Genomic DNA, 22785 nt, shown 5'->3' with positions numbered 1-22785 from the left:
GCCCACATCGCCCCGCCCGACGGCAACGCCTGCATCAACCGCGCCCGCGCCGCCACCACCCGACAGGCATCCTCCAGCGACCACACCCCGGACACGTGCGCCGCCACCAGCTCACCCAGCGAATGCCCCATCAACACATCCGGCCGTACACCCCACGACTCCAGCAGCCGGAACAACGCCACTTCCAAAGCGAAGAGAGCCGGCTGCGCCCACCCCGTCGACTCCAACTCCTCCGCCAGACCGTCGAACACCACCTCCTGCAAGGAATCCGGCAACAACCCCTCGAAGCCCTCGCACACCTCGTCGAACGCCGCCGCGAACACCGGAAACGCCTCATACAAGTCACGGCCCATACCCACCCGTTGAGCCCCCTGACCGGAGAACACCACCGCCAGGCCGCTTCCGGTGGCGGCTGTTCCCCGCGCGAGGCCGGGGTACGGGCGGTCCTCGGCCAGCGCGTCGAGGGCGGCGCGGAAGGTCTCCTTGTCGGCGGCCAGGACGGCGGCGCGGTGGTCGAGCGCGGCGCGGTGTGCGGCGAGGGTGAGACCGATGTCGTGCAGGGCGGGTGTCTCTGCCTCGCCGTCCAGGAGGTCGCGCAGGCGTGCGGCCTGGGCGCGCAGGGCGGTGGTTCCCCGGGCCGACAGCAGCAGGGGCACGACCGGCAGGGGGCGGCCGGTGTCCGGGGCGGCGCCCGGCTCGTCCGTATCGCCCTGTTCGAGCGCATCGCCCTGTTCGAGGATGAGGTGGGCGTTGGTGCCGCTGACCCCGAAGGCCGACACACCGGCCCGGCGCGGACGCCCCGTCTCCGGCCACTCCCGGGCCTCGGTCAGCAGCTCCACCGCACCGGCGGCCCAGTCGACCTGCCCCGTCGGCGCGTCCACGTGGAGGGTGCGCGGCAGCGCCCCGTGCCGGAGTGCCATGACGGTCTTGATGACCCCCGCGACGCCTGCCGCGGCCTGGGCATGACCGATGTTCGACTTCAACGACCCCAGATACAAAGGCCGTTCACGTTCCTGCCCGTACGTCGCGAGCAGGGCCTGGGCCTCGATGGGGTCGCCGAGCCGGGTGCCGGTGCCGTGGGCCTCCACTGCGTCCACGTCGGCGGGCGACAGGCCCGCGCTCGCCAAAGCGTCCCGGATCACCCGCTGTTGGGAGGGGCCGTTCGGCGCGGTGAGGCCGTTGGACGCGCCGTCCTGGTTCACCGCCGAACCCCGCACCACCGCCAGCACCGGGTGGCCGTTGCGACGGGCGTCGGACAACCGCTCCACGACCAGCACGCCCACCCCCTCCGACCACCCCGTGCCGTCGGCCGTGTCCGCGAAGGCCTTGCAGCGGCCGTCGGCGGCGAGGCCGCCCTGCCGGGCGAAGGCCTCGTAGGCGGCGGTGGTGGCCATCACGGCGGCGCCGCCGACGAGGGCGAGTCCGCACTCGCCGTCGCGCAGGGCGCGGGCCGCGTCGTGCAGGGCGACGAGGGAGGAGGAGCACGCGGTGTCGACGGTGACCGCCGGGCCCTCAAGGCCGAGCGTGTACGCGATCCGGCCGGAGAGGACGCTGCCGGCGGAGCCGGTGAGGGCGTAGTCCTTGCCCTCTTCGGTGGCGAGGGCCAGGGAGGCGTAGTCGAAGTGTCCGGCGCCGACGAAGACGCCGGTACGGCTGCCGCGCAGGGAGAGCGGGTCGATGCCGGCCCGTTCGATCGCCTCCCACGAGACCTCCAGCAACAGCCGCTGCTGCGGGTCCATCGCCAGGGCCTCGCGCGGCGAGATACCGAAGAACGCGGCGTCGAAGCCGGCGAGGTCGTGCAGGAATCCGCCCTCGCCGGGGAGGGCGTGCCCGTCGCCGAGTGCGGCGGTGTTCCAGCCCCGGTCGGCCGGGAAGGGGGTGATGCCGTCGCGGCCTTCGGCGACCAGGCGCCACAGGTCCTCGGGTGAGGTCACGCCGCCGGGCAGACGGCAGGACATGGCGACGACGGCGATGGGGTCGTCGGTGAGTACGGGTGTACGGGTCCCCTCCGATGCCGATGCCGAGGCCAATGCCGATACCGGGGCCGGGTCGGGGGTGAGCAGGGTGCGCAGTTCGGTGGCGACGGCGGTGGGGGTGGGGTGGTCGAAGACGAGGGTGCCGGGCAGGGTCAGGCCGGTGGCGGTGGCGAGCCGGTTGCGGAGGTCGATGGCGGTCACGGAGTCGAGGCCGAGGTCGCGGAAGGTGGCGGTGGCGCCGACCTCGGCCGTGTCGGCGTGGCCGAGGGCCGTGGCGGCGGCGGAGCGTACGAGGTCCAGCAGGCGGCGGTCGCGTTCGCGGTCGGTGAGGCCGGTCAGGGTGTCCGCCAGGGCGGAGGTGCCGGTGGTGCGCTCCGCGTTGTGCTCCGCGTCCGGGGCGGGTTCGGCGGTCGGGGGCGTGTCGGTGGCCTCGGGGATGTCGTCGAGGAGGGTGCGGCGACGGGAGAGGCGGAAGCCGGTGGCGAAGGCCCGCCAGTCCATGTCGGTGACCGTCAGCCGGGTCTCGCCCCGGGCGACGGCGTCGAACAGCGCCCCGACGGCGAGGTCCGGGTCCATGGCCCGTACGCCGATCCGCTCGAACACGCGCTGGATCCGGGCGTCGACCATCCCGCCCCCGCCCCAACTGCCCCACGCCACACAGGTGGCGGTCAGTCCACGGGCGCGGCGGCGGGCGGCGAGGGCGTCGAGGTGGGCGTTGGCTGCCGCGTAGGCGGCCTGGCGGGCGCCTCCCCAGACGGCGGCGCCGGAGGAGAAGAGAACGAAGGCGTCGAGGTCGCGGTCGGCGAGGAGGTCGTCCAGGTGGCGTGCGCCGCTCACCTTCCCCTCCGCCATCGCGGCGAGGTCGGCGCAGTTGGTGGTGTCGAGCCGGCCGAGCGCGCTGACGCCCGCGGCGTGCACGACGGCGGTGAGGGGTTGTTCGGCGGGGATCGCGTCCAGGACGGCGGCCAGTGCGTCACGGTCCCCGACATCACAGGCGGCGAGCGTCACCCGCGCGCCCAAGGCACGCAGCTCCTCGGCCAGTTCGGCGGCCCCGGGCGCCTCGGCCCCACGACGGCCGGTCAGCACGAGATGGTCCACACCTTCCCGAGCCAGCCGACGAGCGACGTGACCCCCCAGGGCACCGGTCCCACCGGTGATCAGGACCGTGCCGCGCGGCTGCCAGCGGCCGGTGGGGGTGCTCGCCGAGGCGGGCGGGGTGGGGGGCGTCGAGGCGGGCGGGGTGGACGGCTCGGTGGCGGGCGGAGCGGTGGGCCCGGTGGCGGGCGGAGCGGTGGTCGCGGCGGCGCCAGGAGTGGCAGACGAGGCGGTACGCGGAGCGACGGCCCCGGCGGCGCCAGGAGCGGCGGTCGCGGCGGCACACGGAGCGGAAGGCACAGCGGCCCGCGAGGCGGCGGACGAGGCGGCACGCGGAGCGGCAGTCTCATCGGCGCCAGGAGCGGCCGTCGCGGCGGCACGCGGATCGATGGTCGCGTGGGCGCCAGAAGCGACGGCCCCGGCGGCGCCCGGAAAGGAAGACACAGCGGCGCCCAAAGCGGCGGACGACGCGGCGCGCGGGGCCCGGACGAGGCGGCGGACGAGGGGGCCCCCGGCGCGCAGCGCCCACTCCTGTTCGTCGCCGGGGGCGGCGAGTACGGCGCCGAGCATGTGGGCCGCCGGGGTGTCGAGGTGGATCGGCAGGTCGATGAGCCCACCCCAGATACCCGGCGTCTCCAGCCCGGCGACCCGGCCGAGCCCCCAGATCTGGGCCTGTTCCGGACTCGGACCGGGGACGGGGACGGGGACGGAACCGGGCACAGGGCCGACGTCGGCACCTTCGCCACCGCGACCGCGACCGCCAACTCCACCGCCACCGCCAGCGCCAAAGTCGGGCTCGGCCTTGGCGTTCGGCGGTCCGCCGTCCGGGCCCGTGGTGACCGCCCCCCGGGTGAGGCACCACAGCGGGGCGTTGCCGTCGGCGTCCAGGAGGGCCTGGGCGGCCGTGAGGGTGGTGGCGACGCCGGTGGGGACGGTCGGGTGGTCGGGGTGGGGGCGTATGTCGGTGCCGAGGAGGGAGACGACGCCGGCGGCGGAGGCGTGGCGGCGCAGCAGCTCGGCGAGTTCCGTACGCCCGGTCGCTGCGGTGACCGGGATCCGGTGGACGCGGTCGGCGCCGTGGGCGAGGAGGGTTTCCTCCGCCCAGTCCGCGAAGTCGGGGCCGTCGGACGAAGCGTGGTCGCCGGGTGTCAGCAGCACCCAGTCGCCGGTGAGCCGGGGGCCCGCCGACGCGGGGACGGGGACGGGCTTCCAGGCGACCCGGTAGCGGCAGCGGTCGATGGCGGTGGTCCGGCGGGAGTCGGCCCGCCAGGCGGCCAGCGCGCGCACGGTGTCCGCGAGGGAGTCGTCGGGCTGTACGCCCAACTGCCCGGCCACGCCCGCTATGTCGTCCCGGTCCACGGCCTCCCACAGGGCGGCCGTGGCGGGATCGTCGGAGCCGACCGCGGCCGAGGGCCTGCTCAGCCAGTGCCCGGAGCGTTGGAACGGGTAGGTGGGCAGCTCGACGCGGCGGGCGCCGGTGCCGGCGACGAGAGCCGTCCAGTCGACGGACGCCCCATGGACGTACGCCTCGGCGAGGGCCTCCACGAACCGCTCGGGCCGGCCGCCCGGCCCCCGCCGCAGGGTGCCGAGCACGGCGGCGGTCTCCTCGGCCGCGTCCAGGGTGCCCTGGACCGCGCCGACGAGCACTGGATGCGGACTGACCTCGATGAACAGAGTGTGCCCGTCGTCGAGCGCGGCGCGGGTGGCCTCCTCGAACCTGACGGTGTGGCGCAGGCTGCGGTACCAGTAACCGGCGTCGAGCCCGGTCGTCTCCAGGCGGCCGCCGGTGAGCGGGGAGTAGTAGGCGATACGGCCGGGGAGGGGGCGTACGGGGGCGAGGAGGTCGGTGATCCGGTCCTCCAGGGCGGCGACGCGCGGGGAGTGGGACGCGTAGTCGATGTTGACGCGCTGGGCGCGTACGCCGTCGCGGGCACAGTCGGCCGCCAGGGCGTCGAGGTCCGTCTCGTCGCCGGTGACGACGGTCGAGGCCGGGCCGTTGACGGCGCCGATGTCGAGACGGCCGGAGAAGGAGGCCAGGCGGGCGCGTACGGCGTCGGCGGGTTCCGCGACGGAGAGCATGCCGCCCCGGTCCGGCAGTTCGGCCAGTGCCCGGGAGCGCAGGGCGACGACGCGGGCGCCGTCGTCGAGGGTGAGCGCGCCGGCGACGACAGCGGCGGCGATCTCGCCCTGGGAGTGGCCGACGACCGCGTCGGGCCGTACCCCGCAGGAGGCCCACAGCTCGGCGAGGGAGACGACGACCGCCCACAGCACGGGCTGCACGACGTCCACACGTGTCAGCAGCCGCGCGGCGTCCGGGGCACGCAGGACGTCGGTGAGCCGCCAGTCGGCGTACGGGGCGAGGGCGGCCTCGCACTCGGCCATGCGGCGGGCGAACACCGGTGAGGCGTCCAGCAGGTCGACCGCCATGCCGGCCCACTGGGAGCCCTGGCCGGGGAAGACGAACACGGTGCGGGCGGGCCCGGGGCCCGCGTGGTGGCCGCGTACGAGACCCCGCGGGGTCTCGCCCTCGGCGGCCCGCGCCAGCAGGGCGAGCAGGCCGTCGCGGTCGGGTGCGAGGGCGACCGTACGGTGCTCCAGGGGTGCCGGGACGGTGGCGAGCGACCGGGCGACGTCCGCCGCGGAGGCCTCGGCGGCGGCTTCGGCGGCGGCTTCGGCGGCGGCCTCCAGGTGCCGGTGCAGGATGCGGGCCCGGTCGCGGAGCGCGGCCGACGAGCGGGCGGTGAGCGGCCAGGGCAGCAGGGGCGGCACGGTGAACGGGGTCTCGGCCGGGTCGACGGCGCCGGTCTCGATGTCGGCACCGGCGTTGGCGTCGATGTCGGCGGGGGCGGGGGCCTGTTCGAGGATGACGTGGGCGTTGGTGCCGCTGATGCCGAACGACGAGACACCCGCCCGGCGCGGGCGGCCCGTCTCCGGCCACGGCCGGGACTCCGTCAGCAGCCGTACCGTGCCGTCGGACCAGTCCACCTCACGGGTGGGCTCGGAGGCGTGCAGGGTCGGCGGCAGGATGCCGTGCCGCATCGCCAGCAGCGTCTTGACGACACCGGCGGCGCCCGCGGCGGCCTGCGTGTGGCCGATGTTCGACTTCAGGGAGCCCAGCCACAGCGGACGGTCGGCGGGGCGGCCGTCGCCGTAGACGGCGAGCAGGGCCTCGGCCTCGATGGGGTCGCCGAGCCGGGTGCCGGTGCCGTGCGCCTCCACCGCGTCGATGTCGGCGGCGGTCAGCCCGGCGTCGGCGAGCGCGGCCCGGACGACCCGTTCCTGCGCGGGACCACTGGGCGCGGTGAGCCCGTTGGAGGCACCGTCCTGGTTCACCGCCGTACCCCGTACGACGGCGAGGACCGGGTGGCCGTTGCGGCGGGCGTCGGACAGCCGCTCGACGAGGAGCAGTACGGCGCCCTCGGACCAGCCCGTCCCGTCGGCGCCGGCCCCGAAGGCCTTGCAGCGGCCGTCCGGCGCGAGGCCGCCCTGTCGTTCGAAGGTGAGGAAGGTGCCGGGCGTCGGCAGCACGCACACCCCGCCGGCGAGCGCCAGGTCGCAGTCGCCGCGCCGCAGCGCCTGGGCGGCCAGATGCAGGGCGACCAGGGAGGACGAGCAGGCGGTGTCCACGGTGACGGCCGGGCCGTCGAAGTCGAAGGTGTAGGCGATACGGCCGGAGGCCACGCTCGCGGTGGTACCGGTCAGCACATGCCCGCCGGTGTCGTCGGACGCCTCGTCCAGGCGGGGCCCGTACTCCTGGGCGACGAGCCCCGCGAAGACTCCCGTCCGCCGGGACGCGGGCGAGCGCGGGGCGATCCCGGCGTGTTCGAAAGCCTCCCAGGCGGTCTCCAGGAGCAGTCGCTGCTGCGGGTCCATGGCGGCGGCCTCGCGCGGCGAGACACCGAAGAAGGCCGCGTCGAAGCCCGCCACGTCCGGCAGGAAGCCACCCGGGTACACGACGTCCCAGCCCCGGTCGGCCGGGACCTCGCCGATGGCGTCGTGTCCGCCGGCCACCAACTCCCACAGCCGTCGCGGCGAGTCCACGCCGCCCGGCAGCCGGCAGCCGACGCCGACGATCGCGATCGGCTCACGCGCGCTGTCCTCGGCCCTCCGCAACCGGCCACGGGTCTCGTGGAGTTCGGCCGTGACGCGCTTGAGGTACTCGACCAGCTTCTCGGATTCCGCTGCCGCCATGTCCGTCATTGCCCGTGCTCCTGCCGGTCGGTACCGAGTTCCCGGTCGATGAAGGAGAAGAGATCGTCGACACTGGCTGTGCTGAGTGCCGCCCGTACGCCGCCGCCCTCGACGGTGTCCGCCCCGTGCGCATCGTTCGCGCCGCTCGCGCCGTTGCTTCCATTCACGCCGTTCGTGCTGCTCGTGCCGGGGTGTGTGCCGTTGCCGGCCGTCGGTGCTGTCGCTGTCTCCCTGCCGCCCTCGGGGACGGTGACGGCGTACGGCGTCTCGCAGCGGGCGAGCAGGATGCGCAACCGGTCGGCCGCGTGGCGCAGTTCGGCGGGATCAGTGGGGTCGGCGGGGGCGCCGGCCAGGAGTTCTTCCAGCCGGTCGATCCCGTCGGCGAGTGTCCCGGCGGGGGTCGGCGGGGCCGGTGGGGCGAGGCGGGTGCGCAGATAGCGGGCGACCGCCTGGGGTGTGGGCTGGTTGAACAGCAGTCCGGCGGGCATGCGGTGGCCGCTCGCGGTGGTCAGCCTGTTGCGGAGTTCGACGCCCATCAGGGAGTCGAACCCCAGCTCCTTGAAGGTGCGGGCCGCGTCCACCCGTCGTCCGTCGCGGTGGCCGAGCACGGCGGCGGCGTGCGCGCGGACCTGTTCGAGGAGGGCGGCCTCCTGCTCCGGGGCGGAACGCCCGGCCCCGGCCGACAGCCGTACCGGCGTGGAGCCGGCGGTCGCGCCGCCACCCGCTTCTTCGCGGCCGGCGCCGAGGAGGTCCGCCTCGGCGGGGTCGCGCCACGCGCTGCCCGCCAGTTCGCGGTAGAGCGGCAGCGCCTCGCCGTCGTACGCCGTCCGCCGCACGACCGGCAGGGACAGTGCCAGCGGCAGTCGTAGCGCGGGGCCCGGCCGGGACAGGGCGGCGTCGAGGAGGGCGAGGCCGTGGGCCGGGTCGAGCGGCAGCAGTCCTGTGCGGCGCATCCGGCGCAGATCCGTCTCGGTGAGACCGCCGGTCATGCCTCCGCCGGGAGCCCAGGGCCCCCAGGCGAGCGACACGGCGGGCAGCCCCCGGGCACGGCGTGCCTGCGCCAGCGCGTCGAGGAAGGCGTTGCCTGCCGCGTAACTGCCCTGCCCCGCCGCCCCGTTGATCCCGGAGACGGACGAGAACAGCACGAACGCGGAGAGGTCGGCCCCGGCGGTCAGCTCGTGCAGGTGCCAGGCCGCGTCGATCTTGGGCCGCAGTACCCGGTCGAGGTCGCAGGGCTCGATGGCTTCGACGACGGAGTCATGGAGCACACCCGCCGTGTGCACGACCGCGGTGAGCGGGTGCGCCCCGGGGATCCCCGCGAGAACGGCGGCGACCGCGTCCCGGTCCGCCACGTCACAGGCGGCGACCGTGACCCGCACGCCCGCACCGAGCGCGGCGACGGCTTCGCCGATGCCCGGCGCCTCGGCGCCCCGACGACTGACCAGCAACAGATTCCGGACACCGTGCCGCGCGACCAGATGCCGGGCGACCAGGCGCCCCAGGGATCCGGTACCGCCGGTGACGAGGACGGTTCCGTCGGGGTCGAGGGTGGGCCCGGCGGTGTCGAGGGTGGGCCTGACCGCCTCGGCGGGTACGGCTGCTTCCGGGGCGAGGGGGGTGGAGGGCCGCCGCGTGCCGTGGGACACGGATGGGGTGGGGCCCGTTGTCGGCGCCGTGTCGGGGGCGAGGGGCCTCGGTCGGACTAGGCGGGGTGCATGCAGGCGGCCGGCCCGGATGGCGATCTGGGGCTCGCCGCAGGCGGCCGCTGCGGGCAGGGCGGCGGCGGAAACGGGGTCGTCGTCCAGGTCCACCAGCAGGAAACGGCCGGGGTGTTCGGTCTGCGCCGAGCGGAACAGGCCCCAGGCGGGTGCCTCACCGGGCTCGCACGGGCCGTCGTCGACCGCGACCGCCCGGCGCGTGACGACGACCAGCCGGGTGTCGGCGAGACGTTCGTCGGCGAGCCAGGCGCGGGCGAGCCGTGCCGCCCCCTGGGCAACGGCGCGGGCGGCGGCCCCGGTGGAGCCCGCGTCCCCGTCGGCCGGTGCGGTGGCGCAGCGGGCAACGACCAGTTCCGGCAGCGTGTGCGCGGTCGTGAGGGAGGCGAGGTCCCGGTGGTGGTCGGCGCCGGGCAGTGCTCCGGCCGGGAGGAGATCGGGGTCGCCCAGCAGGGCCCAGCGGGCGGGCGGTGCGCCTAGCGGCTGTTCGACGGGGCGCCAAGCCAGTTCGTACGGCGCGGTGTTGGCGTAGGAGTGGTCGGCCGACTCGGTGGGGGTGGGCAGCGGACGCGAGGTGAGCGTGCCGACGCTCGCCACGAGGCGCCCGGCGGGGTCGGTGATCCGGACGCCGACACCCACGCCATGGCCGACGCCCACGCCCACGCCCACGCCGGCAGTGGTACTGCCACCGGCACCAGCACAGTGGCTGACGCCCGCGCCCGCGCCCTCGCCCTCGCCCTGGCCGTGGCCGACGCCGTCGGAGTGGCTATCGCCGTCGCCGTGGCCGTAGGACTGGCCGTCGCCACCGGGCTGGCCGTCGCCGTCGGAGTGGCCGTCGCCCACGCCGGCCGGCGTGATCCGCACCCGCAGTCGCCCGGTCGGGACGCCCGGCACGCTGACGTGGCGGTAGGTCGCCGCGTACCACGTTCCGTCGCCGTCCGCCCGGGTGAGTCGGAGGGCGTGCAGCACGCTCTCCAGGAGCGCCGGGTGCAGCCCGAAGTCGGCGGCGGTGGCGCGGTCGGAGTCCGGTACGACCAACTCGGCCCACAGCTCTGCGCCACACCGCCACACCGCGCGCAGAGCGGAGAGACCGGGCCCGTACGTGACAGCGGCCCCCGAGTCGTACCCGTACCCGTCGGCGAGGGCCCGCACATCGACCGGCTCGGCCCCTCTCGGCGGCCACTCCCCCGCTCCGCCCGTGTCGACGTCCGTGGCGGGCGCGGGTACAGGGGCGCCCCCGCCGTGCCCGGACCGCCCGGCCCCGGCGCGCTCCGCGCCGGTCGCGGGCGCGAGAGCGCCCTCCGCGTGTCGGACCCATCCGGTGTCACCGCCCTCGGCGCGGGCGTGCACGGTCACGGGGCGGTGGCCGTGCACGCCGTCCTGGGGGCCGACCGTGACCTGGAGCTCCAGCGCTCCGTGCGCGGGCGGCGGCAGCGGTGCGGTGGGCCGTAGTGCGGCGACCTGTCCGGCGCCGGTCTCGCGCGCGGCGGTGACGGCGAGGTCCAGGAGCACCGTGTCGGGTACGGCCACCCGGTCGTGCACCGTGCGGTCCGCGAGCCAGGGATGGGTGGTCGTGGAGAGCCGGCCGGTCAGCACGGTGTGCCCGGAGTCCGCGAGGGTGAGGGCCGAGGAGAGCAGCGGATGGCTGAGCGGTGTCGTACCGGGCGCGGTTGCGGGCTGGGCCGTCGTGGGGGCGAGCCAGTAGCGGCGCCGCTGGAAGGCGTAGGTCGGCAGGGACTCGGGAGGAGCGGGCGGGTGCCCTTCGAAGACCGAGGCCCAGTCGGGGGTGTGGCCTGTCACGTGCAACCGGGCGACGGCGGTCACGGCGCTCAGCGGCTCCGGCCGCCCAGCACGCAACAACGGCACGACGAGCGCGTCGGCCCGCCCCGCGACACGGACACCCACCCCTTCGCTCCGCTCCGCAACACCACGCCCCTCACATCCCTCAAGCCCCCCGCCCGTCACACCGCGCCCGTCACTCCCCTCCGCCAAGCACTCCCGCACCATCGCGCCGAGCACCCCGTCCGGACCCAGCTCCAGGTACCGCGTAGTGCCCAGGGCCCGCAGCTGGCGCACACCGTCGTGGAAGCGGACGGTCTCGCGCACGTGGCGGACCCAGTAGTCGGGCGAGCACAGGTCGGCGTCCGTCGCCGGTTCCCCCGTGACATCGCTGATCACGGAGAGGGCCGGCGGGTGGTAGGTCACCGAGCGGGCGACCTCGTCGAAGTCGGCGAGCATCGCGTCCATGTGGGGTGAGTGGAAGGCGTGGGAGACCCGCAGCATGCGGGTACGGCGGCCACGGCGCTCCCAGTCGCGTGCCACGCGGGCCACCGCTTCGGTGTCACCGGAGATCACCACCGCCGTCGGGCCGTTGACGGCGGCGAGGCCGATCTCGTGGCCGCGTCCGACGAGTTCGGGCAGGATCTCCGCCTCGGTGGCCTCCACGGCGGCCATGGCACCCGTCCCGGGCAGCGCCTGCATCAGCCGGCCACGGGCCGCGACGAGCCGGCAGGCGTCCGGCAGCGACAGCACCCCCGCGACATGGGCCGCCGCGAGCGCGCCGACGGAGTGGCCGAGCAGGTGGTCGGGGGCGATCCCCCAGTGTTGCAGCTGCCGGAAGAGGGCCACTTCGAGGGCGAACAGGGCGGGCTGGGCGTACTCGGTGCGGTCGAGCAGGCCGGTCTCGTCGGCCAGTACCTTCGCCAGGGGCCTCGTCAGATGCGGGTCGAGTTGCGCCGCCACGTCGTCGACGGCACCCCGGAACACGGGCTGGTCGGCGGCCAACTCCAGCCCCATGCGCGGGCGTTGACTGCCCTGGCCGGTGAAGAGGAACGCGGTCCGCCCGTCGACGGCCGTCGCCCGGAACGCCGTGGCCGTCTCGGCCCCGGCCGCCAGGGCGTCCAGGTCGGCCAACACCTCCGCGCGGTCGGCGGCCACGACAGCGGCCCGGTGCGGCAGCGCGGCCCGGGTCACGGCCAGCGCGTGGCCGAGCCCGGCGAGTCCGCGGAGGGTGGCCTCGGCGGGAGCTTCGGCGAGCCGGGCGCGCAACCGCCCCGCCTGCGCCCGCAGCGCGTCCTCGGTCGCGGCCGACAGGACCAGGGGGACCGGGGACACCGGGGACACCGGGGAGGCCGGGGAGACCGGGGGGACTGGAGCGCACTCGGGCGACGGACCGGGCTGGTCCGCCCTGGGACCTTCGTCACCACCGGCATGGACAGGCGCCTGTTCGAGCACGACATGCGCGTTCGTCCCGCTGATCCCGAACGACGACACCCCCGCCCGCCGTGGACGGCCCGTCTCCGGCCAAGGCTGGGACTCGATCAGCAGTTCCACCGACCCCGCCGACCAGTCGACCTCGGGCGACGGCTCGTCCACGTGCAGGGTGCGCGGCAGCACCCCGTGCCGCAGCGCCAGCACCGTCTTGATGACACCGGCCACTCCGGCGGCGGCCTGGGCATGGCCGATGTTCGACTTCAACGACCCGAGCCACAGCGGCCGTTCACGGTTCTGCCCGTACGTGGCGAGCAGTGCGTGCGCCTCGATCGGGTCGCCGAGCCGCGTCCCCGTCCCATGGGCCTCCACGGCGTCCACATCCGCGGGCGACAGCCCGGCGCTCGCCAACGCGTCGCGGATCACCCCTTGTTGGGCGGGCCCATTGGGGGCGGTGAGGCCGTTGGAGGCCCCGTCCTGGTTGACCGCCGAACCGCGCAACAACGCGAGGACGGAACGGCCGTTGCGGCGGGCGTCGGAGAGCCGTTCGACGACGAGGACGCCGACCCCCTCCGACCAGCCGGTACCGTCGGCCCCCGCCCCGAACGCCTTGCAGCGGCCGTCGCCCGCCAGCCCGCCCTGGCGCGCGAACTCCGCGAACAGACCCGGGGTCGCCATCACCGCCACACCCGCCGCGAGGGCCGTCGTGCACTCCCCTCGCCGCAGGGACTCGGCGGCCAGGTGGAGGGCGACCAGCGAGGACGAGCAGGCCGTGTCCACGGTGACGGCCGGACCCTCGCAGCCGAGGACGTAGGACAGACGGCCGGAGAGGACACCGGCCGTGTTCCCGGTGAGGAGGTGGCCGCGCAGGTCGTCGGGGGCGTCGTGGAGCCGGGGGCCGTACTCCTGGGACATGGCACCGACGTAGACGCCGGTCCGGGTGGAGCGCAGGGACGACGGGGCGATGCCCGCCCGTTCCACGGCCTCCCACGCCGTCTCCAGGAGCAGCCGCTGCTGCGGGTCCATCGCCAGGGCTTCGCGCGGCGCGATACCGAACAGCTCGGCGTCGAAGTCGGCGGCCTCGGCGAGGAAGCCTCCCCGGTGGCCCTCGTCCTCCCAGCCCCGGTCGGCCGGCGGCGCGGAGATCGCGTCGACCCCGTCCAGAACAGCCCGCCACAGCCCCTCGGGATCGCGGATGCCCCCGGGCAGACGGCAGGCCATGCCGACGATCGCGATCGGATCCTCGGCCGAATCGGAAGAATCAGCCGACGCCGACGAGGCGGACGAGGCGGCTGCGGTTGCGGTTGCCGCAGCCGTCGACACGGACCCAGACACGGCCCCAGCCCCGGCCCCGGACACGACCCCGGAAGCGGACACGACCCCGGGTGATGTCGGCCCGACCCCATGGTCCTCGGCGAGATGCCGGGCGACCGCGCCGGGCGTGGGGTGGTCGAACAGCAGCGTGGTGGGCAGCCGTCGGCCGGTCACGGCGCCCAGCCGGGTCCGCAGTTCGAGGGCCAGGTGCGAGTCGAGGCCGAGGTCCTTGAACGTCAGCCCCGGGTCGACGTCCGCCGCCGCGTCATGGCCGAGGACCGCAGCGGCCTCGGCACGCACGAGGTCGAGGACGTCACGCGCGCCGCCCACCGTCCGGTCATCCGGCACCGCACCGACACCGACACCGATTCCCGCACCTGCTGCACCCGCCGTACCAGCGGCACCCGGCATACCAGCGGCACCCACCGCTCCCACTACACCCGCCGCACTCGCCCCCTCCACCGCACTCATCGCACCACCCCCCGCAACCAGCCAATGCCGTCGCCGCTGGAACCGATACGTCGGCAGTTCCAGAGGCGGGCCGGGCCGGTGTGCGGTGTACGCGGTCGTCCAGTCCACGTCCGTCCCCGCGACGAACGCCTGGGCCAGGCCCGCCGCGAACTGCTCGGGGCCTCCGTGGTTGCGGCGCAGCGTGGGGACGACGACCGGTACGGCGCCGGTGTGTTCGACGGTGGCGGCCACCGAGGCGGTGAGGACCGGATGGGGGCTGATCTCGATGAAGGTGTGGTGGCCGGCCTCGGCCAGGGCGGTGACGGCGGAGGCGAAGGCGACCGGCTCGCGCAGGTTCCGGTACCAGTAGGAACCGTCCAGCCGGGGCCCGTCCTCCCCGAGCACCACCTGCCCCCGGTCGACGGTGGAGTGCAGAGGGATCCGGGCGGGCAGCGGGGTGATGTCCGTAAGGGCGTCCATGAGTTCGGCGTGTACGGCCTCGACGCGGGAGGAGTGGGAGGCGTAGTCCACGGCGATGCGACGGGCGCGTACGTCGTCGGCGGCGCAGGAGGCCAGCAGTTCGTCCAGCGCGTCGGTGTCGCCGGCCACCACGACCGCGCCGGGGCCGTTGATGGCGGCGAGTTCGACCCGTCCGCCGAGTGCCGCCAGCCGGGCGAGGGCGTTCTCCTCGGGCTCGGGTACGGCCACCATGCCGCCCCCTCCCGAGAGCCGGCGGCCGATCAGTTCGGCACGGCGTACGGCGATCCGGGCGCCGTCGGCGAGCGAGAGGACGCCGGCCACACAGGCCGCGGCGACTTCGCCCTGCGAGTGCCCGACGACCGCGGCGGGCTCGACGCCGTACGCGCGCCACACCTCGGCGAGGCTGACCATCACGGCCCACAGCACGGGCTGGAGCACCTCGACCCGGTCGAGGCCCGGTGCGCCGGGCGTTTCCCGCAGGACGGCGGTCGGGGACCAGTCGACGCAGGCGGCGAGGGCCTGTTCGCAGCGGGCCCAGGCGGCGGCGAACTCCGGTTCCGTGTCGAGGAGTTCGACGGCCATGCCCGCCCATTGGGAGCCCTGGCCGGGGAACACGAAGACGGGGCCGGGCCCGTGTCCGGCGGGTCGCCAGCCCGGCGAGGTGACGAGAGCGGGTGAGCGTTCGCCCGCCGCGAGCGCGGTGAGGCCGCGCAGCCTGGCGGGGTGGTCGGAGCCGAGCACGACCGCCCGGTGCGGGAAGAGGGTGCGGGTCGTCAGCAGGGCGTGGCCGAGGTCGGCGGGCGTCGCCTCGGGGGCGGCCTCCAGCAGGGCCCGCGCCTGATCGGCGAGTGCCTGGGGGGTACGGGCGGACAGCACCCAGGGCACCACGGCGGGCGCACGCCCTTCGGCGACCACCGGGATCCGGGCCGGCCCGCTGCCGCCTCCGTCGTCCTCCGGACTCGTGTCCGCCTCCCAACTGGACAGCACCACATGGCAGTTCGTGCCGCCGAGTCCGAAGGAGCTGACTCCGGCGACCCGTGGTGATCCGGCGGTGTCCGGCCAGGGTTCGGCGGTGCGCTGGACGGTGATCCGCAGGTCGCGCAGGGGGATGCGGGGGTGCGGGGTCTCGTGGTGGAGGGTCGGTACGAGGCGGGCGTCGCGCAGGCAGAGCACCGTCTTGAGGAGCCCGGCGATGCCGGCGGCGCCTTCCAGGTGGCCGATGTTGGTCTTGACCGAGCCGACGCGCAGGGGCCGGTCGGCGGGGCGGGCGGCGCCCAGGGCGCGGCCGAGCGCGGCGGCCTCGGCGGGGTCGCCCTCGGGCGTTCCGGTGCCGTGGAGTTCGACGTACTGGATGTCGGCGGGATCGGTGCCGGCCCGCTCGCAGGCGAGGAGCAGTACCTCGTGCTGGGCGTCGGGGTCGGGGACGGTCAGTCCGCTGCCGCCGCCGTCGTTGTTGACGGCGCTGCCCCGGATCAGGCAGTGGACGCGGTCGCCGTCGGCTAGTGCCCGGGAGAGCGGCTTGAGGACGACGAGGCCGCCGCCCTCGCCGCGCACGTAGCCGTTGGCGCGGGCGTCGAAGGTGTGGCAGCGGCCGTCGGGCGAGAGGGCGCCGAGGCGGTCGACGGCGTGGGTGCTGTCGGGGGCCAGGATCAGGTTGACGCCGCCGGCGAGCGCGAGCGCGCACTCGCCGCGCCGGAGGCTCTCCACGGCCAGGTGGACGGCGACGAGCGAGGAGGACTGGCCGGTGTCGACCGTCAGGCTGGGACCGCGCAGGCCGAGGGTGTACGAGATCCGGTTGGCGAGGAGGGAGCGCTGTACGCCGGTGAAGGTGTGGGGGGAGACGGCGTCGGGGCCGTACCGCTGGACGAGCCGGGCGTAGTCGTCGGCGAGGGCGCCGACGAAGACGCCGGTGCGGGTGCCGGCGAGCTCGGCGGGGACGGTGCCGGTGTGTTCGAGCGCCTCCCAGCCCAGTTCCAGCAGCAGGCGTTGCTGCGGGTCCATGGCGGCGGCCTCGCGCGGGGAGACCCCGAAGAAGCCGGCGTCGAACCCGTCCACCCGGTCCAGGAATCCGCCCCTGGCCGGGCGGCCGGGGGTGTCGGGGACGGCGGAGCGGCGTTCGGCGGGCACCTCGGCGACGGCGTCACCGCCACGGGCCAGCAGGGCGGCGAACTCCGCCGGGTCGGTGGCCCCGGGCAGCCGGCACGCGATGCCGACCACCGCGATCGCCTCGGACGCACCCGTCATCCGCTTCCCTCCCTGTGATCCAGAACATACGGAGACAACTCGCGGCGCGGGCCGGCGAATCGGGCCGGCGGCGGGGGGCCGGCGAATCGGACCGGCGGCTCAGACCGGCGAATCGGACCGGCGGCTCAGGTCCGGTGGTTCAGATCCGGCGGCTCACATCCGGTGGCTCAGATCCGGTGGAAGTGCAGGATGTCGCCGGGTACCAGGTCGTCGCCCACGACGACGAACCCGTGCTTGACGATGTGGTCGTCGTCGACCACCTCGAAGTCCTCCACGAAGCCGTGGCGGGCGCCGAACACGGCGCTGTCACCGGAGAGTTTGAAGTGGCCGTCGACCCAGCCGGGGCCGCCGAACACACCGTGGTGGCCCCAGTCGTCGTAGTAGAAACTGGTGAACGCCTTGTCGACGTCGCTCCAGCCGATGAGCCAGGTGGCGACGATGCCGGGCACCGGGATGCGCTGGGTCAGCTCGTAGAACCGGCCGTCGGCGAGGGAGCGGGTGGAGCAGGTCGCCTCACCGGTGGTGACCTTCTCCGTGGTCAGGTTCGTGTATTCGATACGGAAATCCCCCAGCAGGAAATCCAGTTGCCGCATTTCGGCCGCCGGCTCACCGCGGCCGGGAAAGACGACTTCACCGCTCTCGGCGGGAACGGAATCCCGCAGAACGTCGTCCGAGGACTGAATGGGCTGCGCGCTCATGGCCAACTCCGAGATCTCGGGGGCGTCTTGGACAGCGTGGATACGGTTGACGAATTTATGGACCCGGCATTGCGCGGCACAAGCCCGGACGGGCCGGTTAGGGGGGTCGTCGCGATTGATCGGGGGCGACCCGTTCCGGCTAGGGGTGTTCGGCATTACGGGAGGTCATTAGGCTCCGGCGGACGGGACCGGCTCATGGTCCGGTTCCTTCCCGAAGGAGCGAGGCGATGACCACCGATCAGCAGTCTCCGATGCCAGAAACGCAGGACGACTTTCCGTCGCTGCTCGCCTGGCTGACGAAGAACCGGCGGGAAAGTCCGGTTCTTCCCGATGCCTTCCCCGGGCTTTGGCATGTGTTCCGGTATGCCGACGTCTCCCGGGTCCTGTCCGACACGGCGACGTACTCCAGTGACATGTCCGCCGTGATTCCGACCCATCCGGACACCGGCTGGATCGCGAAAGGGAACGTCGTCGGAATGGATCCGCCGATGCACCGCAGGCTGCGTTCGCTGGTCAGCAAGGCGTTCACGCCCCGGCTGGTGGCCGGTCTGGAGCCTCGGATCACCGAGCTGGCCTCCGGTCTGCTGGACGCGGTCGCCGGCCGCGACCGGTTCGATCTGGTGGAGGCGGTCACCCACCCCCTACCGGTGTTCGTGATCGCGGAGATGCTCGGCATCCCCCTGGCCGACCGGCCCCTGTTCGAGAAATGGGGGCTCGCCTTCATCTCGGCCAACGGCGGTGGCGAGAGCGCCCTGCCGAGCGAGGAGAACATCCTCTCGTTCGTACAGACGGCCACGGAGATGCGGGCGTACATGCTGGAGCAGATCGCCCTGCGCCGTAAGGCGCCCGGGGACGATCTGATCAGCCAGCTGGTCACCGCCCGGACCGAGGACGGGCAGTTGGAGGACGACGAGATCGTCGGCTTCGTCGGCACGCTGCTGCTGGCCGGTCACATCACCACGACGGCGGTGCTCGGCAGCACGGTGCTGTGCCTGGACGAGAACCCCGGGGCGCTGGCCGAGGTGCGCCGGGACCGCTCGCTGGTGCCGGCGGCGGTCGAGGAGGCGGTGCGGCTGCGTCCGGCGTTCTCCCGGCTGGTGCGGATGACCACACGGGAGTCGGAGGTGGGCGGGGTGACGATCCCGGCCGGTCAGGTGCTGACCCTGTGGCCGGTGGCCGCCAACCGCGACCCGGAGCGCTTCGACGACCCGGACGCCTTCGACCTCCACCGCGACCAGCAGGGCCGCCACCTCGGCTTCGGCCAGGGCGTCCACTTCTGCATGGGCGCCCCGCTGGCCCGGCTGGAGGGCCGGATCGTACTGAACCTGCTGCTCGACCGGTTCCCGGAGCTGTCCGTGGTCGCGGAGGACGACGCGGTGGCGTACCACCACCCGAAGAACGTGGTCGGGCCGCGCCGGCTGCTCGTCGACGTGACCAAGAACGTCTGACCGTCCGCGCACGGAAGCGGCCGCCGGTCCCCTCGCGGGGGCCGGCGGCCGCTTCGTCGTGCCGTCCGGGTCCACCGGTCACCAGGCGACCGGCAGCCGGGGGATGTCGGGGTGCCAGCTCGGCACGGCGTAGGCCTCTTCGAGCGGGGCGGCGAGCCGTAGTTCCGGCAGCCGCCGGAACAGGGTTCCGTACGCGACCTCCAGGCCGACCCTGGTCAGGTTGGCGCCGAGGCAGTGGTGGATGCCGGAGCCGAACGCCAGGTGCCCTCGGGCGGAGCGGCGTACGTCGAACCGGTCGGGGACGGGGAACTCGGCCGGGTCACGGTTGGCGCCGCCGCCCGCGACGATGACGCCGTCGCCCGCCCGGATCAGCTGGCCGCCCACCTCGACGTCCTCCCGGGCCACCCGGGGCATCAGGTCCAGCGGGCTGACCATCCGGATGGTCTCGTCGACGGCGGCGGGCAGGGTCGCCGGATCGTCCCGTACGACGGCCAGTTGGTCGGGCCTCTCCAGCAGCAGCGCGACGCCGACGGTCAGCATCGTCTGGACGGGCTTCTGGCCCGCCGTGAAGATCACGAAGCAGAGGCCGGCGAGTTCGGCCTTGCTGAGCGAACCAGTGGTGACGTGCTGGGCGATCACCCGGCTGATCGGATCGTCGCCCGGGCTCTCCTCCTTGGTGTCGACGAACCGGGTGAAGTACTCCTGCAGCGCGAGGATCGCCTTGGCCGCCTCGGCCGCGGCCTGCTCGGGGTCCTTGGGCGCGCCACCGCCCGAATAGCTGCTCGCGAGCCACGCCTGCATGTCCGCGTACTCCATGCCGAGGGCCCAACAGGTGATGCTCGCGGCGAACGGCTCGGCGAACTGCCCCACCAGGTCGGCGGATCCGCCCGCGGCGACCATGGCGTCGATCAGCTCGTCGGCCTTGCGCTCAATCCGGGGACGCAGATCCTCCGCCCGGCGCAGCGTGAACTCCCGTACGAGGGCCTTGCGGTGCGCGGTGTGCAGGGGCGGGTCGATCGTGTTGAGCAGGGGGAAGGCCCGGAAGCCCTCGAACGCCGGGGCGTAGAGGGGATATCCGGGGTTGGTGATGTCGGAGCTGAAGCGTTCGTCGCCCAGTACGGCGCGGGCCTGGTCGTAGCCGGTGATGAGCCAGACCCGTCGCCCGTTGTAGATCCGCCCCGGTGTGGGGGCGCCGGTGGCCCGGAGGGTGTCGTACCCCTCGGGCGGCGCGTACGGGCACTGGCGTATCAGGGGCAGGTCGATGTCGTCGGGGGCGGGGGCTTCGGTCACTGCTCACGTTCCTTCTGTGAGGGAGTCAGGACAGGGCAGGAGAGCGGGCGTACGGTGCTTCAGGCCGACCAGCGCAGCAGGCACAGCCCGGCGGCCATGCCCGCGCCGAAGCCGGCGAGCAGGAGCAGTTCGCCGTCGCCCAGCAGGCCCGCGCAGGAGGCCTCGTCGAGGGCGACGGGTACCGAGGCGGCGCCCATGTTCCCGTACTTGACGAGGGGGGTGTGGGTGCGGGCGCCGGTGAGGCCGCAGCGTTCGACGAGTTCGCCGAGGAGGACTCCGTTGGCCTGGTGCGGCACGAAGTGCGTGACCTCGTCGAGGGTGGTGCCGGTGCGCTCCAGCAGGGGGGTGATCATCGGGGGGACGTTCGTCATGACGAAGTCGGCGACGCCGCGTCCGATCATGCGCAGATGGTGCCCGCCGTTCGCGACGGTCTCCGCGGAGGCGGGGACACGGCTGCCGCCGCCCTCGATCCAGATCAGTTCGTGGGCGTCGCCCCGGCCGGCGAGTTCGGTGTCGAGGATGCCGTACGGCTCGGGCACGGCGCCCACCACGGCGGCGCCGGCGGCGTCGCCGAGGAGGACGGCGGTGCCCCGGTCGGTGTAGTCGAGGAACCGTGAGTAAAGGTCGGCGCCGATGACGAGGGCGAGCGAGCCGGGGCGCTGGGCGACCAGGGCGCGGGCGATGTCGAGGGCGTAGACGAAGCCGGCGCAGGCGATGTTGATGTCGAAGCAGGCCGCGCGGTGGGCGCCGAGCGCGCTCTGCACCAGGGAGGAGGTGGGGGGCAGGGGGGCGTCGCCGGTGGAGGTGGCGACGATGAGGTGGTCGATACGGTCGGCGGTGACGCCCGCGTCGTCGAGGGCGGCGAGGGCGGCGTGCCGGGCCAGGTCGGAGGTGGCCTCGTCCGGTGCGGCGTACCGGCGGCCGGTGATCAGGGTGCGGCGGCCGATCCACTCGGCGGTGATGCCGGGGACACGGCGGGCGATCTCCTCGTTGGTGATCTCCTCCTTGGGGAGGTAGGAGCCGGTGCCGAGGATGCCGGTGCGGGGGGTCATCGGGTCACCGCCAGGGCGCCGGGGACGTCGGCGGCGAAGGGGCGCAGCGGGTTGAGGCGGTCCTCGCCGACGCGGGCCCGCAGTGCGGGGTCGGTGACGCCGAGGCCGGGTTCGGGGGCCAGGCACAGCACGCCGACCTTGCCGATGTGTTCGTTGCGCTGTACCAGCCGGGTGGCCTCGCCGACCTCCGCCAGCGGGAAGAGCGAGGACATCACCGGCATGATGCGGCCCTGCCCGAACAGCCGGGCGCACTCCCACTGTTCGTGGAGGTTGGCGACATGGCTGCCGATGACCCGCTTCAGCCGCATCCACAGATAGCGGTTGTCGTAGCGGTGCCGGTAGCCGGTGCTGGAGCCGCAGGTCACGACGGTGCCGCCGCGTCGCACCACGAACAGGGACATCCCGAACGTGGCCTGTCCGACGTGCTCGAAGACGATGTGGGGGTCCTCGCCGGTCTCCCGGCGGATGGCCGCGCCGAGCCGTTTGCCGTCGGCGACGGCCTGCTCGAAGTCGTCGCCGTCCGTCTCGCCGATGCCGATCTCGGAGCGGTCGATCACGATGTCGCAGCCGAGGGCGCGCAGCGCCTCCGCCTTCCGCGGGGAGCCGACGACGCCGACGGGGATGCCGCCGCCGTTCTTGACGAACTGCACGGCGTACGCGCCGACTCCGCCGGTGGCGCCCCAGATCAGCACGACGTCGCCCTGTTTCATCCGGGCGCCCCGGTCCGAGACCAGCATCCGGTAGGAGGTGCCGGCGCACGCGGGCACGCACGCGGCCTCCTCCCAGGTGAGGTGGGCGGGCTTGGGGATGAGCTGGCTGGCGCGGGCCAGGCAGTAGTGGGCGAGGCCGCCGAAGTTGGTCTCGTAGCCCCAGGCGAGCTGGTGTTCGCCGAGCATGCCGTCGGCCTGGGTGACGGCCTCCTGTTCGTCGACGCAGGCCGCGTTGACGAGGACGTGGTCGCCCACGCGCCAGCGCCGGACCGCGGAGCCGACCCGGACGATCACGCCGGCCGCGTCCGAACCGAGGACGTGGTAGGGCTGGTCGTGGCGGGCGGCCCAGCCGCCCTGCCGGCCGTAGGAGGCGAGGAACCGGAAGGTCGGCAGGGGTTCGAAGGTGGCGGACCAGACGGTGTTGTAGTTGATGGAGCTGGCCATGACGGCGATCAGCACCTCGTCGGGCGCCGGCTCCGGCATCGGCACGGGGCCGACCCGGAGGGTCTTGCGTACGTCCTTGTCGGCGACGTCCCGGAAGACGTCCACGTCCTCGATCCGGAGGTGGGCGGCGGTGAACTCCGTCGGCAGAGCCGCACGCTCCAGTTCCTCGGGGGGCGCCCCCGCGAGCACCGCGTCAGTCACAGAACCCATGTCGGCCGCGCCCCCTACTCCGCGATCGCGGTCCGGGTCGTCCAGCGGAACACGGCGACCTCTTCACCGTCCAACGTGGTGAATTCCCCTTGGTGGACGAAGTGCTCGTATCCCGCGCCGAACCTGTGTTTGATCTTCTCCGTCAGCGAGGTCGCGAACTGGACCCTTTCCTCCTCGGGCAGGGACGAAGGGCCGTCGGACAGCAGCACTTTGTAATTCACCATGCCGAAAACCTCTGTTCTCTCGCGAATTCGCCGT

Annotated in this window: 8 protein-coding genes; 1 reads left to right on the top strand and 7 read right to left on the bottom strand. The window is 74.2% G+C overall.

Annotated features, from left to right (window positions below):
* The 3 genes from ABT147_RS16395 to ABT147_RS16385 form a co-directional block, all read right to left on the bottom strand.
* A partial coding sequence (locus ABT147_RS16395; protein WP_351406348.1) for an SDR family NAD(P)-dependent oxidoreductase occupies positions 1 to 7271 on the bottom strand: 7271 nt, incomplete at its 3' end.
* On the bottom strand, positions 7268 to 16675 hold the full coding sequence (locus ABT147_RS16390; protein WP_351406346.1) for a type I polyketide synthase: 9408 nt from the start codon (positions 16673 to 16675) through the stop codon (positions 7268 to 7270). The genes ABT147_RS16390 and ABT147_RS16395, both read right to left, overlap by 4 nt.
* Before the next feature lie 167 nt (positions 16676 to 16842).
* Positions 16843 to 17373 (bottom strand): NlmOI, encoded by a 531-nt coding sequence (locus ABT147_RS16385; protein WP_351406344.1) that lies wholly within the window; start codon positions 17371 to 17373, stop codon positions 16843 to 16845.
* A 227-nt stretch (positions 17374 to 17600) separates the two neighbouring features.
* On the opposite strand from ABT147_RS16385, the gene ABT147_RS16380 reads away from it, so the two are divergent.
* Complete coding sequence (locus tag ABT147_RS16380) at positions 17601 to 18821, top strand: cytochrome P450 (RefSeq protein ID WP_351406341.1); 1221 nt, start codon at positions 17601 to 17603, stop codon at positions 18819 to 18821.
* A 78-nt stretch (positions 18822 to 18899) separates the two neighbouring features.
* On the opposite strand, the gene ABT147_RS16375 is transcribed toward ABT147_RS16380, so the two are convergent.
* From ABT147_RS16375 to ABT147_RS16360, 4 genes are read right to left on the bottom strand one after another with little or no spacing between them, the layout of a single operon-like run.
* Entirely contained in the window at positions 18900 to 20111 is a 1212-nt protein-coding gene (locus ABT147_RS16375) for a cytochrome P450 (protein ID WP_351406339.1), read from the bottom strand.
* Between the two features lie 59 nt (positions 20112 to 20170).
* Positions 20171 to 21163 carry a 3-oxoacyl-ACP synthase III family protein gene (locus tag ABT147_RS16370; protein WP_351406337.1) on the bottom strand — a complete coding sequence of 331 codons (993 nt, stop codon included), beginning with the start codon at positions 21161 to 21163 and terminating at the stop codon, positions 20171 to 20173.
* Entirely contained in the window at positions 21160 to 22527 is a 1368-nt protein-coding gene (ccrA, locus tag ABT147_RS16365) for a crotonyl-CoA carboxylase/reductase (protein WP_351406335.1), read from the bottom strand. Before ccrA ends, ABT147_RS16370 begins: the two co-directional genes overlap by 4 nt.
* A gap of 14 nt (positions 22528 to 22541) precedes the next feature.
* Positions 22542 to 22751: a DUF5988 family protein gene (locus ABT147_RS16360; RefSeq protein WP_351406333.1), complete on the bottom strand. Its 210-nt coding sequence runs from the start codon at positions 22749 to 22751 to the stop codon at positions 22542 to 22544.
* Positions 22752 to 22785 lie beyond the last annotated feature (34 nt).

This window comes from Streptomyces sp. NPDC001868 (assembly GCF_040297125.1).
Classification (GTDB): Bacteria; Actinomycetota; Actinomycetes; order Streptomycetales; family Streptomycetaceae; genus Streptomyces.
Note: the sequence above shows the minus strand (reverse complement) of the source record. Positions and strands in the feature narration are given on the sequence as shown.

Coding starts and splice junctions, on each gene's coding strand:
- ABT147_RS16390 (WP_351406346.1), bottom strand. CDS start 16,675: ATGACGGGTGCGTCCGAGGCGATCGCGGTGGTCGGCATCGCGTGCCGG.
- ABT147_RS16385 (WP_351406344.1), bottom strand. CDS start 17,373: ATGAGCGCGCAGCCCATTCAGTCCTCGGACGACGTTCTGCGGGATTCC.
- ABT147_RS16380 (WP_351406341.1), top strand. CDS start 17,601: ATGACCACCGATCAGCAGTCTCCGATGCCAGAAACGCAGGACGACTTT.
- ABT147_RS16370 (WP_351406337.1), bottom strand. CDS start 21,163: ATGACCCCCCGCACCGGCATCCTCGGCACCGGCTCCTACCTCCCCAAG.
- ccrA (WP_351406335.1), bottom strand. CDS start 22,527: ATGGGTTCTGTGACTGACGCGGTGCTCGCGGGGGCGCCCCCCGAGGAA.
- ABT147_RS16360 (WP_351406333.1), bottom strand. CDS start 22,751: ATGGTGAATTACAAAGTGCTGCTGTCCGACGGCCCTTCGTCCCTGCCC.